Here is an 18,525-nt window from a genome sequence, read left to right as displayed (position 1 = left end):
CAGCGCAGCTCACGGTCGGGTTGTTGACCCGGCGTGGCGGCTGGACAAGACAGACTGACCGATCAGGCCGTCACAGTCGGCGACGCAGCCCGCACTCGGTGAACTCGGCGACCCGGGTGAAACCCAGCCGCTCGTAGAGCCGCACCGCCGCGGTGTTGTCGGCCCGCACGTTGAGGGTGACATGGTCGACCGTGTCCGCCAGCCGGGCACACAGCGCGGCCACCACGCCGGCGGCCAGGCCCCGGCCGCGCACCCGCGGATGGGTGGTGACGTTGCCCAGCGCGGCCACCCGCCAGGTCGGCGACCACACGTGCACCCCGGCCACGGCCACCAGCTCACCGCCGTCGTCGACGCCCACGTACTGACCGGTGTCCACCATCCGCGGGTCGAACCAGTTACCCGGATACCCGGCGGCGTAGAGACGGCGCAACGCCGGCAGATCGCCGCGATCCAGCGGCCGCCCGAGCGGGCTGGTCCGGGCCAGCCGGGCCCGATCGGTCAACGCCATCCGGTGATGCGCGGCGGCGTCGGACAACTCGTACCAGCGCGCCACCGTGGCGTCCAACCGGGGGGACAGGTGCGCCCACAGCCGCGCCGGCAACACCGGCGCCAACTCCGTCACCAGCTCCGCCAACTCCCCGGTACGCTCCGGCGCCGCGAACGCCAGCAGCGTCGGCAGGTCAACGCCGTGATACAGCAGCGCCACCTCCTCGCCGCGGCGGAACCACGACGTGAACGGCCAGAAGAAGTCGTCCAGATCCCCGAGCTGGTAGGCGTGCAGCACCGGATCCCGGCTCAGCAGCCCGGCCAGGACCGACCGGTCGTGTTCGGCGCGTACGGGCACCCGCTGATGATCACACAGCCGGCCGTCGGCCCACCGTCAGCCCGCCAACCACTGGTCGTAGCCCAACTTGGCCACCAGCGCCGCCACCACCACCAGCAGCACCACCCGCACGAAACCCGAACCCCGCCGCAACGCCATCCGCGCGCCCACCGCCGCCCCCGCCACGTTGCACACCGCCATCGCCGCCCCCAACAGCCACCACACGTGCCCCGTCGCCGCGAACACCACCAGCGCACCCAGGTTCGTACCCGCGTTGACCACCTTCGCCATCGCCGAGGCATGCACGAAATCCGCCCCCACCAGCGCGGTGAACGCCACCACCAGGAACGTGCCGGTGCCCGGACCGATCAACCCGTCGTACAGGGCGATACCCAACCCCGCCACCGCCACCGCCACACCCACCCGCGCCGCGGTACGCCGGTGCGGCCGCGCCACCACCCCCAACCGCGGCCGGGTCAACACGAACACCGCCACCGACAGCAACACCACCAGCACCACCGGCCGGTACGCACCCGCCGGAACGGCCCCCGCCAACGCCGCGCCCAACCCCGCCGTCAGCACCGCCAACCCGGCAGACGGCCCGGCCACCACCCAGTCCAGCTTCGTGCGCCGCGCATACGTCACCGCCGCCGTGGACGTACCGAAGATCGCCGCCAACTTGTTCGTGCCCAACGCCGTGGCCACCGGCACCCCCGGCGCGGCCACCAGCAACGCCGGCAGCAACAACAACCCGCCACCGCCGACCACGGCATCCACCCAGCCCGCCAGGGCGGCCGCGGTCAACAGGGTGCTCAGCGACAGAGGATCCACGGGCCGCCATTCTGCCCACCCACACCGGCCCACCGAGCCGCCCTGTGGCCAGCCTCACCGCCCCCCACCAGGACGGCGACCCCACTCACCAGCGGCGCCGACGCCGCAACCACAGGCCCAGCCACGCCACCGCCACGAACACCAGCATCGAACAGACCAGCGCCTTCAGCACCCGGCAAGCCTGCCACAGCGACGTAGGGTGTCCAGGTGCGCCTGGCCACCTTCAACCTGCTGCACGGCCGCTCCCTCACCGACGGGCTCGTCGACCCCGACCGGCTCGCCGCCGCCGTCACCACCCTCGACGCCGACGTCCTCGCCCTGCAGGAAGTCGACCGGGACCAGTCCCGCAGCGGCAACCTCGACCTCACCGCCATCGCCGCCCGCGCCCTCGACGCCCCCGAACACCGCTTCGCCGCCGCCGTCGTCGGCACCCCCGGCGAACGATTCCGCCCCCTCACCCACGACGACGACGGACACGGCGAACCCCTCTACGGCGTCGGCCTGGTCAGCCGCCACCCCGTACGCACCTGGCAGGTCACCCGACTGCGCCCCGCCCCGGTCCGCTCACCGATCTACGCCCCCGGCCCCGGCGGCGGACTGGTCCTGCTGCGCGACGAACCCCGCGTCGTCCTCGCCGCCGTGCTCGACACCCCACACGGCCCACTCACCGTCGCCGCCACCCACCTGTCCTTCGTCCCCGGCTGGAACATGCTGCAACTACGCCGCGTCGTGCGCGCCCTGCGCGCCCTGCCCGCCCCACGCATCCTCCTGGGCGACCTCAACCTCCCCGCCGGCGCCGCCCGCCTGCTCACCGGCTGGCGGCCGCTCGGCCGCCGCCCCACCTACCCGGCCGGGCAGCCCCGCGTCCAACTCGACCACGTCCTCGCCGACCGCCGCGGCCTCGACCGGCTGCCACCCGTCACCGCCGTACACACCCCGCTGTCGACCATCTCCGACCACCGGCCCCTCATCGTCGACCTCGGCTGACGGCACCACGGGACCCACCCGGGCCGGCCCCGTGGCCTCGCCACCTCAGCCCAACCCGGACGCCCGCTGCGCCGCCCGCACCGCGTTCCGGAACAACATCGCCACCGTCGTCGGACCCACCCCACCGACCCGCGGCGTGATCGCCCCCGCCACCTCGGCACACGACTCGTCCACGTCCGGCAACAACCGCCGCCCCTCGTACCGCACCCCACCACCGACCACCACCGCACCCGGACGCACATGCTCCGGCTGGACGATCCCCGGCACCCCCGCCGCCGCCACCAGGATCTCCGCCCGCCGCGTGTACCGCGGCCAGTCCGCCACCCCGGTGTGCACCACCGTCACCGCGGCGTTCGCCGTCGGCCGCTTCTGCGCCAACAACATCGCCAACGGCCGACCCAACGTCGCACCCCGACCCAGGATCACCACCTCGCGCCCCGACACCGGCACCCCGTGGAACGCCAGCAACGCCTCGATCCCCGCCGGCGTACACGGCAACGGACCCGGCAGCCCCAACGCCAGACGCCCCATGTTCACCGGGTGCATCCCGTCGACGTCCTTGTCCGGATCCAGCACGGCCAACCCCCGGTCATAGTCCAGGTGCCCCGGAATCGGATACTGCACCAGCACCCCGTGCACACCCTTGTCCGCGTTGAAATCCTCCAGCACCGCGTGCAGATCCGCCTGCGACGCCGACCCCGGCAGATGCACATGCGGCGACGCGAACCCCAACTCGGCCGCCTGCCGCTGCTTGATCCGGATGTACCCGGCGCTCGCGTCGTCGTCACCCACCAGCACCGTCGCCAGCGCCGGCGTCACCCCCGACGCCCGCAACCCGGCCACCGCCTCCGCGACCTCCGCCAGCACCTGCTCCGCCACCGGCCCACCCGGCAACAACCGAGCCGTCGTACCCGAAGAAGACATGCCACACCCCCCGCGGAGGCCCAGGCGGTCGACCCCCACGACGAGCTCCCCGATGGTTGCTGCCATCCCCGTGCCGCCAGTCGCGTCCGCCCTCAGCCTGCCACAGCCCGCCGCGCCACCGCATCCGCCACCACCTGCCACCGCGGCAACGACCCCAGCAGCGCATCCGCCCGCCGCCGCCGCGCCACCGCCGACCCCACCCCCAGATCCGCCACCGCCGCCGCGAACCGCGGCCGCAACACCCGCTCCCGCCCCGGCGCCACCGCCGCCAACACCGCATGACACCGCGCGTACGTCACCACGATCCAGAACATCGCCTCCCGGTGCGCGCCCGCACCGATCAGCTCCGCGCTGCCGTCCACCACCACCGGCCGCCCCGCCGCACTCAGATCCGCCCTAAACGCGAACCCGGTACCCGCCGCCACCCGCGCCGCCTCGTCGAACGTCCCCGCCAACCCCGCCAGGTGCTCCCGCACCCGACCCGCACCCACCCCGCCCCCGTCCAGCGACGCCAGCAACTCCTCGTACCGGTCGGCGAACCCGTACCCGGCCAACACCTCCCGCGCCCGCACGTACCGCCGCCGCACCGTCGGATCCCGCAACCCCGCCACCACCGGCAGCAACGCCAACACCGACGTCGGGAACACCCACGCCAACACCTGACCGTGCAACGGCCCGTCGCCGTCCAACCGGGCCAGCCCCTCCTCGACGCGCCGCCGCACCCCGGCCACCCGCCGCCGCACCCACACCGGATCCGCGAAGGCCGCCGACACCCGCTCCCGCAGCACCGCCAGCCGCCCCGTCGGATCCACGATCACCGCATCGGTACGGAAGAACGGTGCGAACACCCACGACCCCAGGACGTCCTGCGGCGAACCCAGCTCACTCCAGCCGACCGTACTGACCTCCAGCAGCACCCCCCGATGCCGGAACTTGCCCAGCTTCCCGCCCGGACCGTCCCGCACCAGCAACACGTCCACATCCGACGACTCCGGCAGCACCGCGTCATCCGGCAACCCCACCGTCGAACCCGAGAAGAACGCCCCCTCGATCCCGCCGTCCCGGCGGACCTGCTCCCGCACCCAGTCGACCGCCACCGCCCGCGCCTCACCCACCCGCACCTGACCATGCTGCCAATCAAGACGGCCGACTCGCCACCGACTATCACCGATACGGTCATCCGCCGGCTACCCGGCGTTCACCCGTCCGGCCGATTACACACAGAAAGCCGCCATCAACACTGGGTGCATGAGTCCTGAGGTGAGGACCGCCGGCGAGCAGTACGACGAGTTGCTCGCTGGCTACCTGGACAACGACCGGCCCACGCTCTACGAGAACCTTGCCGCCCTAGATTTCGCACTGCGATTCGTCATGCTCTGCGCCGCCGCCACCATGAACGACCGCGACCCCCAACAGGTCAACATCGCCCGCGCTCCCGGATTCGGCGGCTATCTCGCCTACCTCAAGACAGCACACTCCCTGCTCGGCAGCACCGCCGACCCGCAGTATGCGTCCACCCTGGAACTGCTCCGGCACACCCTTGGCGTCGTCCGCGCCTACCGAAGCGGCAGCCCTGAGTTCGCCACCCTCGAACAACTTCGCAACCACACCAGTCACGGTGGGCCAATCCCCACTGGGCCGAGGAGGGACGAGCTCACCAAGCAGGTCGAGGAGGTACTCCTAGCCGTCAACGTCGCTGTACGTGCCTTCCTCGACAGGGCCACGATCGACGTGGATGCTCACGCCACCGAGCGTGCGTTCCGGCGACTCGCCCTCCGCTGGCCAGATCGGCGACTGGCACTGTGGCCATTCATCGTTGCCGACCACCTCGGCCGCTGGTGTCTGTATGCCCAGTACACCTCCCATCACCCGGTCTATATCCGTCCCGGCCGCAGCGATGTCCGCGTGCCCGGACGCGACGACGACCTCGTCAACGGACTGAACAATGCCCGCACGCCCCGGCCAGAGGACAGCGCGTTCGCCGCGTTCGTGGAGGGTTTGCGCCACGACCTTTCCGGATTCAGGGACCCCGACTTCGAACTGCATCACTACGAGAGCGGCGGCATTGTCACCTTCTTCTGGATGAAGCGGCGCGAAGCCGGTGTAGAAGAACGCGTCGACAGCTTCCGGCTCGGTCCGGGCGAGGTTCCCCAGTGGCGTGCAGAGGACACCGTCTGGCTGCCCTACGCCTCCTTCCTGCGGCACATCACCAACTGGCCGATGGTGGCCAAACGCATCCGCCAGTACTTGCAAGGCCTGGAACGGCAGATGCTCACCGAGGAGCAGGCCCTGCTCGGCTGGTCCCGGCCATCGACCACCCAGATCGAGCCTTGGGTCCAGATGACTGATCTCGGGGGATCGGCTCTGCCCGACCGCTCCAAACCCTTCACCGCACTTATTCAAGACATCGACGACCGACTGGACGTCCGCGGCCCCCAGACCGAGGTTTTCTTCGTGGCCGGCGAGGCCGGCATTGGCAAGACCCGTGCCCTGCTGCGAACGACCTTGGAACGCGCCAGGCTGGTCGAAGGTGAGGCCGACGACCCCGCTTCGGGGGAACAGATGCCCCTGTTCCTCTACGTCCGATCGACCGGCCTGGACGACCTCCAGAAGGCGGTGGGCTCCGCCGTCGTGGACGTACCGAACGTCAACGACGAAGCGGTCCGCGCCCTCTGCCGCAACGGCTTGATGGCCGTGTTCATCGACGGCTTTGATGAACTGCGCGGCGGCATCGGGTACGGCGACGCCCTGAGTTCACTGCGCGCTTGGATCGCCGACCTCGGCGGCCGCGGCGTCCTCGTCGTCTCGGCACGCTCCTCCTACTACCTGAGCCAGTACCGCTTCGACCTGCAGAACAACGCCCAGAACCTCGACCTGGCCGTCACCCACCGGGTGGCGCTGGTTCAACGGTGGACCGACGAACAACTACAGGAGTTCCTGGTCCGACACGAGGTCGCCCCGCAGGTGCTCGACGGGATTCCGCCCGACGACCGCGATCTGCTGTATCTGCCATTCTTCGCCAAGGTTTACGTCGAGGCGTATCGGCCGCGGCTCCGGTCCGGAGCCTCGACAGGCAAGGGCATCGCCGACGAGCTTCCTGACCTGGTTCTCGACCAGTACATCAGCCGCGAATCACTCAAGCTTTCCGCCGGCGGGGACCAGGGCTCCCTCATGTCCATGGCCGAACTTCGGTGCCTATTTCAGACTCTCGCCGAACTCATGGCAGTCGAGCACGAGCGACTGGTTACCACCACGGAGCTGGAGCTGGCAGCCACGATCGCGATTGGTGACGAGGACCTCGACCAGCGCCGTGGCCTCCGACGACGACTCACCGCGCTGTGCGGCATGGCCGTCACCTCCGCCGGCAGCGAGCGCCGCTTCGCCTTCTCCCACGAACTGTTCTACGACTACTTCCTCGCCGACGCCATGCTCGCGTCCCTCCAAGAGGGCAACATACGACAGGTCGTCGGCGCACTCGGCGCCTCACAGTGGCGAACCGCCACCATCAAACGCATCGTCAGACGGGCGCCCGACGCGGCCCTCCAGACGCTGCGCGTGGCCAACGGCCAAGCCGGGACGCTCAGCGAACAGCGCGCCGCCGCATTCCGTGCCAACATCGGCGCACTCTGGACCTCCCTCATCGACCAGACCGGTCAACTACGCAACGAGACCATCCACGACGCCGTCTTCGACGTGCTCGACCTCACCGCGGTCGACTGTAGGTTTTCCCGCTTTCAGAACTGCCACTTCCAGAAGCTCTCCATGCCGCCCAGCGGCACCTGGGATATCGGGCTGGAAGGGTGCAGGCTGGAGATCCTCGATATCCGCTCTCGCAACGCCGACCTCAGCGGCCTCAGAGGTGCCGCCACATCTACCATCGTCCAGGTCGTCGCTGCGGGAGGGCAACTAAGCGACACTCCGCGCGAGGTCAAGGCCGCGCTGCGCACCCTCGGCGTCGAGCTCCCAAGCCAACCGGAGAGCGAAGTGCTCAGCCCGTTGACCGAGGCCGTGCTCTACTACCTCGGCCGGATCGTCGAGCGCGGCGACACCATCGTCGTCAAACAGGACTACTCCGTGGTCAACGAGCACGTCACCTGGACTTCCAAGTACGGATACTGGTCGGAGTTCGTCAAACTACTTGAGCGCTCCGGCGTCGCCGTCCTGACCCAGATCCAGGCCGGCGGCTCCCGCAAATTCCGGCTGCGCTTCCAGACCCTCCCCATCGCCTTGCTGCAACGGGACCCGGAACTGGCGCCCGTCACCCGGTTCTGGGCACTGGTCGATACCTCGTCCTCGCGATAAATCAGACCGGTCGCCCCTTAACAAGCATGGCCAACGCCTGATTGGTGCGGTTCGACCGCACCGCCGCGCGCTGCTGACCCGCCGTCACCTCGATGTACGTCTGCGACGACGCCAACGACGCGTGCCCCAGCAACCGCATGATCTCCGCCGCGCTCGCCCCGTCCTCGGCCAACCGGGTGGCGAACGTGTGCCGCAACGCGTGCAGCCGCGCCCCCTTCGGCACCCGGTCACCGATGCCCGCCCGCCGGTAGCACGACTCCACCAGGTACTGCAGACCGCCCCGGCGCAGCGGCTCACCCCGCCGGTCCACCAGCAGCGGCGAGTCCGGGCGTACGCTGCGCGCCCCGAAACGCCGCCGCCGGCTCTCCACATACTCCGCGAGCACCCGGTCCACCCCGGCCTCGATCGGCACCGTACGCGGGCGCCCGCCCTTGCCGGCCACGTCCACCCGCCGCTCACCGTCCCGGCCGGCCACCGACGCCACCCGCAGCGCCAACAACTCGGACAGGCGCAGCCCGGCACAGAGCGCCAGGGCCAGCACCGCCAGGTCCCGCTCCGGCCACGGGTCACGCTGCCGGCCCGGCTCGCGCGCGACGGCGGCCAGCAGTTCCTCCGGCGTGTCCTCGCCGCGCAGCGGCTTCGGGCGGGGGAGCGGCGCGCGCGGCCGGCCCACCGCCGGCATCGGATTCCCGGCTACGACGCCCTCGGCGACCAGGAACGTGAAGAAGCTGTTCCAGGTGGACCAGGCCCGGTGCACCGACGCGATGGCGCGGGGCACCGCGAACCGGGCGAACGCCCGCCGCATGACCTGGGGGGAGAGGGCGGTGATCGACACCCGGTCGAGGGGGAGGGGAGTGGTGCCGTCCGGGCCGGTCAGCGCCGCGACGATGGTCAGGTCCCGCCGGTAGGCCGCGAGGGTGTGCGGGGAGGGCTTGCGGGTGGCCCGGTCGGTCAGGAACTCCTCGATGAACCTGGCTACCGATCCGTCCACGATATCGTGCATAAGGGACATTATGCACGAATATTCATATTCACGTAGGGCTGGGTGGCAGGGGAGCGGTCACAACCGGTAGAACCGGCGCTGTGATCACGTTGCGGCCGGGCATCGAGGCGGTAACCGGAGGATGGCTGACGCTGGGACCGCAGTGCCCGACGCAGGAGATCGAACTGTTCCTGGCAAGCCTGGCCGCCCAGCTCGACGTCGAGCCGCCCGGCGGCCGGGACCAGGTGGTGGACACCCTGCTGGGCGAGGAACTGCTGCTGGCCGCCGGCGGACTACGCCTGCATGACACGGCCACCGGGGCGTCGGTGACACCCGGCTGCTGCGCCGGGCTGGAGGACTGGCGGGAGTGGGCGTCCGTCCTGGACGGCGGCCAGCCCTGGCTGGGACACGATCCCGGCCCGGAGGTCGAGGTGTGCGGCGCGCTGATCCGCGTATGGCAGCACGGCGGCCCGCGCCGGAGCGGACCGGTTGTCGAGTTCGCGGGGGCCGACCTGCCGGGACTGCTGGCGCGCGTCCACGCCGACCTCGTGGGATTTCTCGACCGGCTCGACGCGTGGACGCGTACCGCCGGCCTGGACGCGAGAGGGACGGCTCTCGCCGCGGCCATCGACCGGGACTTCCAGATCTCCGCCCCGCTGATCCTGCCGGAGGAGGGTCGGTTCCTGGTTACTTGACATAATGTACATTATCGAATCACTGGTGGGCCGCCTGTTCGCCGACGTCGTGCGGCACGGCACGTGCATCTCGGGCCCCTGCCCAATCGGCACCGCGCAACGGATGTCGAGGATTCGACGGCGCCGCACCGACCGACTTATCCGGCTTCTACGGGTCGCTGCAGCGCGGGCTTGCGCGCCGAATCCCCAGGCCCCCGGGCGGGCCGGTCCAGTCGGAGGCTCCCTCCTGGCCGGCCGCGCTCGTCCCGCCGCTCTCCAAGGTCAACCACTCCCCCCGTGGCGACGTCGCGCCTGCCTCGTCTCGTCCTTCCGGTGGCTGCTCGAGCCGGCGGGCAGATGGCAGGTGCCTGGCTGGCGATCTCGCCGTCGTCGTTGCGGAGCCGGGCGGGTCGGACGCCGCCCATCCGCTCGCGGTATAACTGGCCTATCGGGTCCATTCTTGCGGTCAGGCGGATGCTACGCTCGGGGCGGCCCTGCTAGGCTCACCTGCTGCGACGGCATAGGGAGCGGACGTTTGCGGAGGATCTTCGACGGACCGTATGGTCCACGTAGTGGAGATCCCCGCGGGAATGCAACCGGCTCGCAGGGCGTCTATAGATGTGTCACGACGGCGCCGTACGGGCTGGTCGCGCTTCACCGAAGCCGGTCGCCACGACGAGCGTCGCCGAGGGCGAAGACTCTGGCCGCCGGATGATCGGGACTGAGGCCTGCCCCCCCGCACGGAGGCAGCCACCTCGGGCACGTCTCCAACGACGGTCCCCGGCACGGGGTGGACTGCGTTACCGCATCGACTCCTGAGGCGGTGCGGTTGCTCCACCTCGACGACCTGAAGGACGCAGGCCACGGCGAATACCGGGCCTGTTCACGAGTGACACCGACAACATTCAAGGGGGACGGCGTGAGCACTGAGCGGGCGATTCTGGCCGGGGGCTGTTTCTGGGGTATGGAGGAGTTGTTCCGGCACCAGCCCGGCGTGGTGTCCACGCGGGTCGGTTACAGCGGTGGTGACGTGCCGAACGCGACCTACCGCAACCACGGCGGCCATGCGGAGTCGATCGAGGTGGTCTACGACACCGGGAAGACCGACTTCCGGGCTCTGCTCGAGTTCTTCTTCCAGGTCCACGATCCGTCGACGAGGAACCGTCAGGGCAACGACATCGGTACCAGTTACCGCTCGGCGATCTTCTACACCAGTGACGAGCAGAAGCGGGTCGCCGAGGACACCATCGCCGACGTCGACGCCTCGGGCCTGTGGCCCGGCCCGGTCGTCACCGAGGTCACCCCGGCGGGTGACTTCTGGCAGGCCGAGCCCGAGCACCAGAACTACCTGCAGACCTACCCGCACGGCTACACCTGCCACTTCCCCCGCCCCGGCTGGAAACTCCCGAAGCGGACGACGGCCTGACACCGGCGGTGCGCGGACCCCGGGTCCGCGCACCGGCCCGGGCCGACGTGGGTCGGGCCAGGACGGCCGCTTATCAATGAAAGTTGACGCGCGCTGGTCTCCGGCGCGCTGCTCACCATGCGCGGCTCCGGTGCGGCAGCGCTGGCACGGCGGGGACGAGATCCCGACTCTGCTGACGCACTGCCTCGACGACGTGCACCTGACCGCCGTCGATGTTCCGGTCCCCGATCTCGCATCAGCGCTCAGCGACCTTGCGAAAACAGCGGCTTGGCCGGTCGGCCCCGCGCCCTGATCGACCGCACTGGAAGGAACGACATGCCCGGTTCTGAGCTCTACGAGACGTTCATGGCCTTGCACACCCGAGACGGGGGCCTGGTCATGCCGAACGCCTGGGACGGCGTGTCGGCACTGGTGCTGGCGGCTGCCGGCTTCGAGGCCATCGGCACGTCGTCGGCGGCACTGGCGGCCGCGCTCGGGCGGGTCGACGGACGCCACAGCGTCACCCGTGACGAGCACCTCGACCACGCGCGGTTGCTCGGCCGGGTCACGGGGTTGCCCGTCAACGGTGACTTCGAGGACGGCTACGGCCGCACCGCCGAGGACGTCGCCGTGACGGTGCACCGCGCCGTCGCGAACGCGCTGGCCGGCATCGGGATCGAGGACACCACCGGGAATCCCGACGACCCGATCCGCGACTTCGACGACGCGGTGGGACGGGTTCGCAGTGCGGTCGGCGCGGCGAAGCGACGCATCGTCGTCACCGCTCGCACCGACAACTTCATCCAGGGGCGGCCCGACCTCGACGACACCATCCGACGGCTGACGGCGTTCGCCGAGGTCGGCGCCGACGTGCTGTACGCGCCGTTCCCGCCCGACCTGGAGTCCCTGGTCGCGATCGTCACCGCCGTCGCGCCGACACCCGTGAACGTTCTCATCTCACCGGCGGACCAGGTGCTGACCGTCTCGGACCTGCAGAAGGCCGGGGTCAAGCGGATCAGCCTGGGTCCTGCGCTCTACACGCATGCGATGGGTGCTCTCGAACAGGCGGCCATCGCGCTCAAGGCCGGCGACATCGCCTCGGCCACGACAGGCATCAGCTTCGACCGGGTGAGTGAACTCCTCGCCCGCAAGCCGTAGCCGACTCCACCATCGACAACCCGCCAATCCGTCACGCACAGAAAGCACGATGACATGGATCTCGACAAGCTCATGAGCAAGCACCTCAGCCGGTATTTCGACGGCAGCAGGACGATCCCGGAGGAGACTCTTCAGCAGCTGCTGAGGTTCCTGCGCTCGGCTCCCACGTCGACGAACATCCAGCCGAATCACTTCTACGTCGTGTCCACGCAGGAGGGCAAGGAGCGGCTGGCGACCAACCTCGGCGAGCGGTTCCAGGACAACGCCGAGAAGATCCTCAAGGCCTCGCACACCATCATCCTCACCACTCGGGCCGATGTGCCCGAGGACCACCTCGAAGCGGTGTTCGCCAAGGAGCGGGCCGACGGCCGGTTCGCCGACGCGGCCAAGCACGAGCGGTGGGAGTCGATGACCCGTGACTTCGTGAGCTTGCGCAAGTACAGCTACAAGGACACGTACCACTGGATGGAGAAGCAGACCTACATGGTGATGGGTCTGACGATGATGGCCGCCGCCGAGCTCGGCGTCGAGGCCATGCCGCTGGAAGGGTTCGACCCGATCACCGTGGACAGGGCCTTCGACATCCGCGCGACCGGATACACCACCACGGTGCTGCTCGCGCTCGGCTACCCCGACGAGGCGAAGCAGTACAAGACCCCGGTGTCCCGGTTCGAGCCCGAGCGTTTGTTCACCTTCGCCTGAGCGGCCCGGGCGGCGAACGGTCGCGGTGCGGGTGGCCCGGATGCCACGCCGGTGTCCGCACCAGACCGCGCCTCGCCGGAGCGCCGCCTCGGCTCGACCGCCGGTATGAAACCTGTGAAACAGACCCGGGAGGGGTTGATCAGCGATGGACGGACAGGAACTTCAGAAGGTCGCGAACGAGTACGCGACGGGGCTGCCGGACGTGACGTTCGAGCATCGTGTCGGCCCGAACTGGGAGCTGTACAAGGTGGGCGGCAAGGTCTTCATGCTCATGACCGACCTGCCGGGACACCCCGTCGTGATCCTCAAGGCCGATCCGGACGAGGCCGTCGGGCTGCGCGAGCGGTACGCGGAGATCACGGCCGGCTACCACATGGACAAGAAGCACTGGATCACGGCAGCGGGTGGGCCCAGCCTCGACGAGAACCTGGTGAAGGAACTCGTCACCGACTCCTACCGGCTCGTGGTCGACAAACTCCCGACGTCCAGGCGGCCCGGGGGCCCGGGCCCGGCCGCCTGACACCCGCAATCGCCAGGACGACAGGAAGGCGTGCTCGATGCTCGACACGGCGCCGGTGACCGACGTGGCCGGCCGGGGCGGAATGCTCCGGCTGGCCTTCATATCCGCGGTGGTCTCCCTGGTGGCCGCGTTCGCCGCGGTCGGCTCGACGATCCCGCTGTTCAACATCTATCGGGCCGAGGACGGGTTCACCAACGCCGGTATCTCGATGACCGTCGTCGCGTACTCGGTCGCCACCCTGGCCACGCTGCTGCTGCTGGGGAGGCTGTCCGGTCATCTGGGCCGGCGGCCCACCTCGATCGCCAGCCTCGTCCTGCTCCTGTTGGGCTGTGTGCTGCTGTTGAGCGTGCACGACATCGGCACTCTGATCACCGGCCGTCTCCTGATGGGTCTTGGTGCCGGGCTGGCCAGTAGCAGCCTCACGGCGTACATCGTCGATGCCGCGCCCGCCCGGCCCGCCTGGTTGGCCGCTGTCGCCTCCAGCCAGACGGTCATGCTCGGCCTCGCCGTCGGCGCGGTGGCCTCTGGGGCCCTGGTTCAGTTCGGGCCGTGGCCACGCGACCTGGTCTTCCTGGTGGTCATCGGTCTTCTCCTGCTGTCCGTCGGTCTGCTGGCCGTCAGTCCGGAGACCGTGGCGCGGATGCCGGGTGCTTGGCGATCGCTGCGCCCCCGCGTCCACGTGCCGGTCCGGGTCAGGCATCGGCTCCCCGTCGCGGCGGCGGTGTTCCTGGCCACCTGGGCGGCCGGGGCCTTCTATCAGGCGTTCGTGCCGGCGCTGGTCGAGGATGAGCTGCACACCAGCAGCCCCCTCATCGTCGGGTTGGTGTTCGCCGCCTACCTGGCTCCCGGTGTTCTCGGCGCTCCCCTCGGCGGCCGGTTCACCACGACGGCAGGCCAACGTCTCGGCATGGTCGCCTTCCTGGCCGGAATGATCGGCATCAGCACCGCGATCGCCACCGGCGCACTGGTGTTGTTCGTCGCCGCGACGGTCGTCGCCGGTGTCGCGCAAGGGATCGCGGTCAGCGCCGCCACCCGCGCTCTGCTGCACGGCAGCACACCGGCCGACCGGGCATCGATCTTCAGCGTGATCTATCTGCTCTGCTACAGCTGCGCCACGGTCCCGGCCCTCATCGCCGGCGAGCTTTCCCACACCTTCTCGCTGCCGCAGATCGCGCTCGGTTACGGTGCTCTTGCCCTCGTCGCCACCCTGTTCACCGGCATCGCCCTGCGCGGCGCGCGGACCGACCCGGCCGGGAACGGCCGGCACGGTGAGTGATCATGGGACGACGGACCTGATCGCCGTCCCGACCTCACCGGGCCGTGGGCGCGGCGCTGACCGTTTTCGTCGACACCCACCCTCGGGTGGGTCGGCGTGCTGGCACAGACCCGGGCCGGCGCCCTGTTCCTGCCGTACGCGCGGTGCGCGACGGCGGCCGCGGCCAGTCACCGGCGCCGTGGCCACCCTCGATGATGCCGTCGCGCCCTCAGCGCGACCGAGCGCGTCAAGGGGAAAGACGATCATCATCCGGGTACGCCCATGAGAAGGCGGCACGCCGGGACGCAAGCGGGCCGATCCGATGACCATCAACGAAGGGACACCCACATGACCAGCTCAGCCGAGCCGACCCGTTACGCCTCCGAGCACCCCGACGAGGCCGTGCACCCCGACGGGAAAGGCACCCTCAGCCAGGACCAGGCCGTCGTCATCGACGAGGTCCTCGATGATCCCCACGCCCCCGCATTCGACTTCACCGTCGTCAAGGACGAGGAGAAGGGCATCTACGACGCCGTCGCCGGCGATCGTGAGATCGGCGGGCTGACCTACAACGTCGCCGGCGATGACCGACTCGTGCTGCTGGCCGCTCTGGTGTACCCCGAGTTCCGCAAGAAGGGCATCGCCACCGAACTGATCCGACGGGTGCTGGACGACGTGCGCGCGCAAGGCAAGACCGTCACCATCCTGTGCCCGATCGTGCGCACCTTCATCGAGCACTACCCCGAGTATGCCGACCTCATCGATCCGGAGCACCCGGGAGTGACCAAAGGGTTCACGCCGGTCCCGAACCCAGGTGTCAGCTCGCCGAAGGGGGCGCGACGATGACGATCGATCGTGCGGTCGGGGCGGCCGCCCGTGCGGAGAACAACGCGGCGATCATCGCCGCTCTCGGCAGGTCCGGTCTCGGCGAGAAGGAGTCCAGTTGGGAGCTCGATGTCGTCAACGACGCGGAGCACGGGCGATGGGTCGCCGCCCTCGGTGCCGAAGCGATCGGCGAGCTGTCGTACCGGTTGGTGGGCGGCCGGGTCGTTCTCCTGACGACCTGGGTGGATCCCGCCTACCGCAACCATCGGGTAGCCACGGAACTCGTCTCTCGCGTCCTGGACGAGATCCGCGAGAGCGGGAAGAAGATCACGATCAGCTGCCCGGTCGTGGGTGAGGTCATCGCCCGCAACCCGGAGTACGCCGACCTCATCGACAAGGTTCATCCCGGCTCCGGCGCCCCACGCTGAACGCGTCCCGGATCACGGTGGTGATCCGGGACGGAGGACCGGATCACCACCCGGCCCGGCAGGGGCGACCGTGCGGGCGCCCGCCCTGGGCGCCCGCACGCGGTCGGTTACGCCCGCTCAGACCCGCTGCACGTAGGCGGCCCGCCACTGCGGCGACGGGTCCGAGCCCAGGCACGTCCAGTACTCGCGACCGTCGACGACCTTTCCGTCCCGTACGGTCCAGAACGAGGCGACCCGGTGGACTCCCATGGTGTCGTGCGGGACCTCCACCTCGGAGACCACCACCTCACCGTCTGCCACGATCCGGAGCACCCTGATCGACCACCCCTCCGGATACTCCGCGTTGATCATCACGTAGTTCTCGCGGCCCACGATCCGCTCCGCGCTGACCGGCCACTCCACCACCAGGTCGTCCGCCAGCAACTCGCCGAGCCCGGGCCAGTCCCGGGCCTGCATGCGGTCCCACAACTGTTGAACGATCTCTGTCGGCTCCATGGGCGCATCCTGGCAGGGGCCACTGACAAGACACCCGCGAGCAACCGCACCAGGAACATCACCCCGCCGGGCGTGGAGGTCCGCTGCCGTCCGGGCCGGGGCAGGTCCGCGCGCGGAAGGTGCGGCGGTAGGTGTCCGGGGGTACGCCGACCGTGCGGTTGAAGTGTCGGCGCAGGGTGGTGGCGGTGCCCATGCCGGTGGCCGCCGCGATGCTGTCGATGCTGTCGTCGCTGCTCTCCAGCAGTTCCTGGGCGTGGCGGATCCGCTGGGTGAGCAGCCATTGCAGCGGGGTGGTGCCGGTCACCGACCTGAAGTGGCGGCCCAGGTTGCGGGAACTCATCCGGGCCTGGCGGGCCAGGTCCTCGACGGTCAGCGGGTGGTCCAGCCGCTGCATCACCCAGGGGAACAGGTCGGCGAGCGGGTGGTGATCCGGGGCGGGCACGGGGGTGGTGACGAACTGGGCCTGGCCGCCGTCGCGGTGCGGCGGCACGACCAGGCGACGGGCGACCGCGTTGGCGACCGAGGAGCCGTGGTCGAGGCGGACCAGGTGCAGGCACAGGTCCATGGCGGCGGCCTTGCCGGCGGAGGTGAGCACGCGGCCGTTGTCGACGTACAGGACGTCCGGGTCCACCTGCACGTGGGGATAGCGGGTGGCGAGGTCGCGGGCGTGGGCCCAGTGGGTGGTGGCGCGCTTGCCGTCGAGCAGGCCGGCGGCGGCGAGCACGAACGCGCCGGTGCAGAGGGAGGCGACCCGGGCGCCGGCGTCATGGGCGGCGCGGACGGCGTCGACCAGGTCGGCGGGTGGGGCGACGTCCACGTCGACCCAGCCGGGGACGATCACGGTGTCGGCGTGCGGGAGATGGTCGAGGCCGTGATCGGGTTCCACCCGGAACCGGCCGGCGCGTACCGGGCCCGGACCGCAGACGACGAGGCGGTACCAGTGGTCGACGATGCCGGCGGCGGTGAGGTCGGCGCCGAAGACCTCGTAGGCCAGGGAGAGCTCGAAGTGCAGCATGCCGTCGGTGACGGCCAGCGCGACGGTGTCCACGTCCGGAATTGTACGGGTGATGGCGTTCCGGACACTCGTGGGGATCGTCGCCGGCCGCGAGGATGGTGGGGACGGTTGATCTGAGCACAGGAGAAGACGATGACTTCGGGGCTTGCGGTGGCGGTGTTCGGTGCGTACGGGCACACCGGGCGGTTCGTGGTGGCGCGGTTGCGCGAACGCGGCTTCGTGCCGGTGCTGAGCGGACGGGACGCGGACAAGCTGAAGGCGCTGGCGTACGAGTCCGGGCTGGAGGCCCGCCCGGCGTCGGTGGACGACCCGGCGGCGCTGGACCGGGCGCTGGCCGGCACGTCGGCCGTGGTCAACTGCGCCGGGCCGTTCGCGACGACGGCCGCGCCGGTGATCGAGGCGGCGCTGCGGGCCGGCATCCCGTATGTGGATGTGGCGGCCGAGATCGAGGCGAACCTCGACACGTTCGCGCACTTCGGCGAGCGGGCGCGGGCCGCGGGGGCGGTGATCGTGCCGGCGATGGCCTTCTACGGCGGTCTGGGCGATCTGCTGGCCACCGCCGCGCTGGGTGACTGGTCGGCGGCCGACGAGGCGCACGTGGCGTACGGGTTGAGCAGTTGGCACCCGACGCCGGGGACGCGGGCCGCGGGCGTGGTCTCCCGGCAGCGCCGCGACGGGCGGCGCGTCCGGTACGCCGGCGGGCGGTTGGAGTACCGCGACGACGCGGCGCCGACGCTGGACTGGTCCTTCCCCGACCCGCTGGGTTCCCGGGCCGTCATCGGGGAGTTCTCGATGGCCGACGTGGTCACCATTCCCAGTCACCTGGCCATCCCCGAGGTGCGGACCTACATGACGGTGGAGGCGGCCCGGGACCTCGCGGCCCCGGACACGCCGGGGCCGGCGCCGGCCGACGAGAGTGGGCGGTCCGCGCAGACGTTCCTGGTCGACGTGGTGGTGCGCGCCGGCGGCCGGGAACGGCGGGCGGTGGCGTCCGGGCAGGACATCTACGCCGTCACGGCGCCGTTGGTGGTGGAGGCGGTCGAGCGCATCCTCACCGGGCGGACCAGGACGGTCGGGGTGGCCTCCGCCGGGGAGATCTTCGACGCGGCCGACTTCCTGCGGGCGCTGTCGCCGACCGTGTCGGTGGACCTGCGTCCGTAGCGCGGTGTGCCGGGGGCCGGTTGCGGGGCGCGGGTGAG

General features: G+C 70.4%; 18 protein-coding genes. 11 read left to right on the top strand and 7 right to left on the bottom strand.

Annotated features, from left to right (window positions below):
- Positions 1-70: 70 nt before the first annotated feature.
- Positions 71-844 carry a GNAT family N-acetyltransferase gene (locus tag ACIBPB_RS13215; protein ID WP_396839822.1) on the bottom strand — a complete coding sequence of 258 codons (774 nt, stop codon included), beginning with the start codon at positions 842-844 and terminating at the stop codon, positions 71-73.
- A 36-nt stretch (positions 845-880) separates the two neighbouring features.
- Positions 881-1,654: a sulfite exporter TauE/SafE family protein gene (locus tag ACIBPB_RS13210; protein WP_396839821.1), complete on the bottom strand. Its 774-nt coding sequence runs from the start codon at positions 1,652-1,654 to the stop codon at positions 881-883.
- Positions 1,655-1,861: 207 nt separating this feature from the next.
- Here ACIBPB_RS13210 and ACIBPB_RS13205 point away from each other — a divergent pair, with 207 nt between their 5' ends.
- Positions 1,862-2,641 (top strand): endonuclease/exonuclease/phosphatase family protein, encoded by a 780-nt coding sequence (locus ACIBPB_RS13205; RefSeq protein WP_396839819.1) that lies wholly within the window; start codon positions 1,862-1,864, stop codon positions 2,639-2,641.
- Positions 2,642-2,686: 45 nt separating this feature from the next.
- On the opposite strand, the gene ACIBPB_RS13200 is transcribed toward ACIBPB_RS13205, so the two are convergent.
- Together ACIBPB_RS13200 and ACIBPB_RS13195 are read right to left on the bottom strand one after the other, a co-directional pair.
- Positions 2,687-3,565 carry a bifunctional 5,10-methylenetetrahydrofolate dehydrogenase/5,10-methenyltetrahydrofolate cyclohydrolase gene (locus tag ACIBPB_RS13200; protein WP_396839818.1) on the bottom strand — a complete coding sequence of 293 codons (879 nt, stop codon included), beginning with the start codon at positions 3,563-3,565 and terminating at the stop codon, positions 2,687-2,689.
- A gap of 92 nt (positions 3,566-3,657) precedes the next feature.
- Entirely contained in the window at positions 3,658-4,686 is a 1,029-nt protein-coding gene (locus tag ACIBPB_RS13195; RefSeq protein ID WP_396839817.1) for a hypothetical protein, read from the bottom strand.
- 127 nt (positions 4,687-4,813) lie between these two features.
- Here ACIBPB_RS13195 and ACIBPB_RS13190 point away from each other — a divergent pair, with 127 nt between their 5' ends.
- Entirely contained in the window at positions 4,814-7,867 is a 3,054-nt protein-coding gene (locus tag ACIBPB_RS13190) for a hypothetical protein (RefSeq protein ID WP_396839816.1), read from the top strand.
- 1 nt (position 7,868) lies between these two features.
- Here the strand turns inward: ACIBPB_RS13190 and ACIBPB_RS13185 are convergent, their stop codons facing one another.
- Positions 7,869-8,870 (bottom strand): tyrosine-type recombinase/integrase, encoded by a 1,002-nt coding sequence (locus ACIBPB_RS13185; RefSeq protein ID WP_396839815.1) that lies wholly within the window; start codon positions 8,868-8,870, stop codon positions 7,869-7,871.
- A gap of 80 nt (positions 8,871-8,950) precedes the next feature.
- Between ACIBPB_RS13185 and ACIBPB_RS13180 the strand changes: the two genes are divergently transcribed.
- The 8 genes from ACIBPB_RS13180 to ACIBPB_RS13145 all read left to right on the top strand — a co-directional run bounded on the left by ACIBPB_RS13180 (position 8,951) and on the right by ACIBPB_RS13145 (position 15,816).
- A complete protein-coding gene (locus ACIBPB_RS13180) occupies positions 8,951-9,544 on the top strand; it encodes a hypothetical protein (RefSeq protein ID WP_396839813.1) in 594 nt (197 codons plus the stop codon).
- A gap of 898 nt (positions 9,545-10,442) precedes the next feature.
- Positions 10,443-10,949 carry a peptide-methionine (S)-S-oxide reductase MsrA gene (msrA, locus tag ACIBPB_RS13175; protein ID WP_396839812.1) on the top strand — a complete coding sequence of 169 codons (507 nt, stop codon included), beginning with the start codon at positions 10,443-10,445 and terminating at the stop codon, positions 10,947-10,949.
- Positions 10,950-11,216: 267 nt separating this feature from the next.
- Positions 11,217-12,086 (top strand): isocitrate lyase/phosphoenolpyruvate mutase family protein, encoded by an 870-nt coding sequence (locus ACIBPB_RS13170; protein ID WP_396839811.1) that lies wholly within the window; start codon positions 11,217-11,219, stop codon positions 12,084-12,086.
- A gap of 54 nt (positions 12,087-12,140) precedes the next feature.
- Entirely contained in the window at positions 12,141-12,788 is a 648-nt protein-coding gene (locus tag ACIBPB_RS13165; RefSeq protein WP_396839810.1) for a nitroreductase family protein, read from the top strand.
- Positions 12,789-12,933: 145 nt separating this feature from the next.
- Positions 12,934-13,308 carry an MmcQ/YjbR family DNA-binding protein gene (locus tag ACIBPB_RS13160; protein WP_396839809.1) on the top strand — a complete coding sequence of 125 codons (375 nt, stop codon included), beginning with the start codon at positions 12,934-12,936 and terminating at the stop codon, positions 13,306-13,308.
- Positions 13,309-13,429: 121 nt separating this feature from the next.
- Positions 13,430-14,584, top strand: coding sequence for an MFS transporter (locus ACIBPB_RS13155; protein WP_396839808.1), 1,155 nt, complete (start codon positions 13,430-13,432; stop codon positions 14,582-14,584).
- A gap of 327 nt (positions 14,585-14,911) precedes the next feature.
- Positions 14,912-15,409 (top strand): GNAT family N-acetyltransferase, encoded by a 498-nt coding sequence (locus tag ACIBPB_RS13150; RefSeq protein ID WP_396839807.1) that lies wholly within the window; start codon positions 14,912-14,914, stop codon positions 15,407-15,409.
- The gene (locus ACIBPB_RS13145; protein WP_396839806.1) at positions 15,406-15,816 is read left to right on the top strand and encodes a GNAT family N-acetyltransferase; all 411 of its coding nucleotides are present in this window, start codon (positions 15,406-15,408) and stop codon (positions 15,814-15,816) included. Before ACIBPB_RS13150 ends, ACIBPB_RS13145 begins: the two co-directional genes overlap by 4 nt.
- A 117-nt stretch (positions 15,817-15,933) precedes the next feature.
- Here ACIBPB_RS13145 and ACIBPB_RS13140 read toward each other — a convergent pair whose 3' ends face one another.
- Together ACIBPB_RS13140 and ACIBPB_RS13135 are read right to left on the bottom strand one after the other, a co-directional pair.
- On the bottom strand, positions 15,934-16,311 hold the full coding sequence (locus ACIBPB_RS13140) for a nuclear transport factor 2 family protein (protein ID WP_396839805.1): 378 nt from the start codon (positions 16,309-16,311) through the stop codon (positions 15,934-15,936).
- Positions 16,312-16,369: 58 nt separating this feature from the next.
- The gene (locus ACIBPB_RS13135) at positions 16,370-17,359 is read right to left on the bottom strand and encodes a helix-turn-helix domain-containing protein (RefSeq protein ID WP_396839804.1); all 990 of its coding nucleotides are present in this window, start codon (positions 17,357-17,359) and stop codon (positions 16,370-16,372) included.
- Positions 17,360-17,458: 99 nt separating this feature from the next.
- Here ACIBPB_RS13135 and ACIBPB_RS13130 point away from each other — a divergent pair, with 99 nt between their 5' ends.
- Positions 17,459-18,487: a saccharopine dehydrogenase family protein gene (locus tag ACIBPB_RS13130; RefSeq protein ID WP_396839803.1), complete on the top strand. Its 1,029-nt coding sequence runs from the start codon at positions 17,459-17,461 to the stop codon at positions 18,485-18,487.
- The last annotated feature ends 38 nt before the right edge of the window (positions 18,488-18,525 follow it).

It is taken from the genome of Micromonospora sp. NPDC049836, from assembly GCF_044465125.1.
Classification (GTDB): domain Bacteria; phylum Actinomycetota; class Actinomycetes; order Mycobacteriales; family Micromonosporaceae; genus Micromonospora.
The sequence above is the reverse complement of the archived record's forward strand: the minus strand, read 5'-3'. Positions and strand labels throughout refer to the sequence as shown.

Excerpts from the sequence above, each read along its gene's own strand:
- ACIBPB_RS13200 (WP_396839818.1), bottom strand. The coding sequence starts at position 3,565 with ATGTCTTCTTCGGGTACGACGGCTCGGTTGTTGCCGGGTGGGCCGGTG.
- ACIBPB_RS13150 (WP_396839807.1), top strand. The coding sequence starts at position 14,912 with ATGACCAGCTCAGCCGAGCCGACCCGTTACGCCTCCGAGCACCCCGAC.
- ACIBPB_RS13165 (WP_396839810.1), top strand. The coding sequence starts at position 12,141 with ATGGATCTCGACAAGCTCATGAGCAAGCACCTCAGCCGGTATTTCGAC.
- ACIBPB_RS13190 (WP_396839816.1), top strand. The coding sequence starts at position 4,814 with ATGAGTCCTGAGGTGAGGACCGCCGGCGAGCAGTACGACGAGTTGCTC.
- ACIBPB_RS13130 (WP_396839803.1), top strand. The coding sequence starts at position 17,459 with ATGACTTCGGGGCTTGCGGTGGCGGTGTTCGGTGCGTACGGGCACACC.
- ACIBPB_RS13185 (WP_396839815.1), bottom strand. The coding sequence starts at position 8,870 with ATGCACGATATCGTGGACGGATCGGTAGCCAGGTTCATCGAGGAGTTC.
- ACIBPB_RS13140 (WP_396839805.1), bottom strand. The coding sequence starts at position 16,311 with ATGGAGCCGACAGAGATCGTTCAACAGTTGTGGGACCGCATGCAGGCC.
- ACIBPB_RS13160 (WP_396839809.1), top strand. The coding sequence starts at position 12,934 with ATGGACGGACAGGAACTTCAGAAGGTCGCGAACGAGTACGCGACGGGG.
- ACIBPB_RS13145 (WP_396839806.1), top strand. The coding sequence starts at position 15,406 with ATGACGATCGATCGTGCGGTCGGGGCGGCCGCCCGTGCGGAGAACAAC.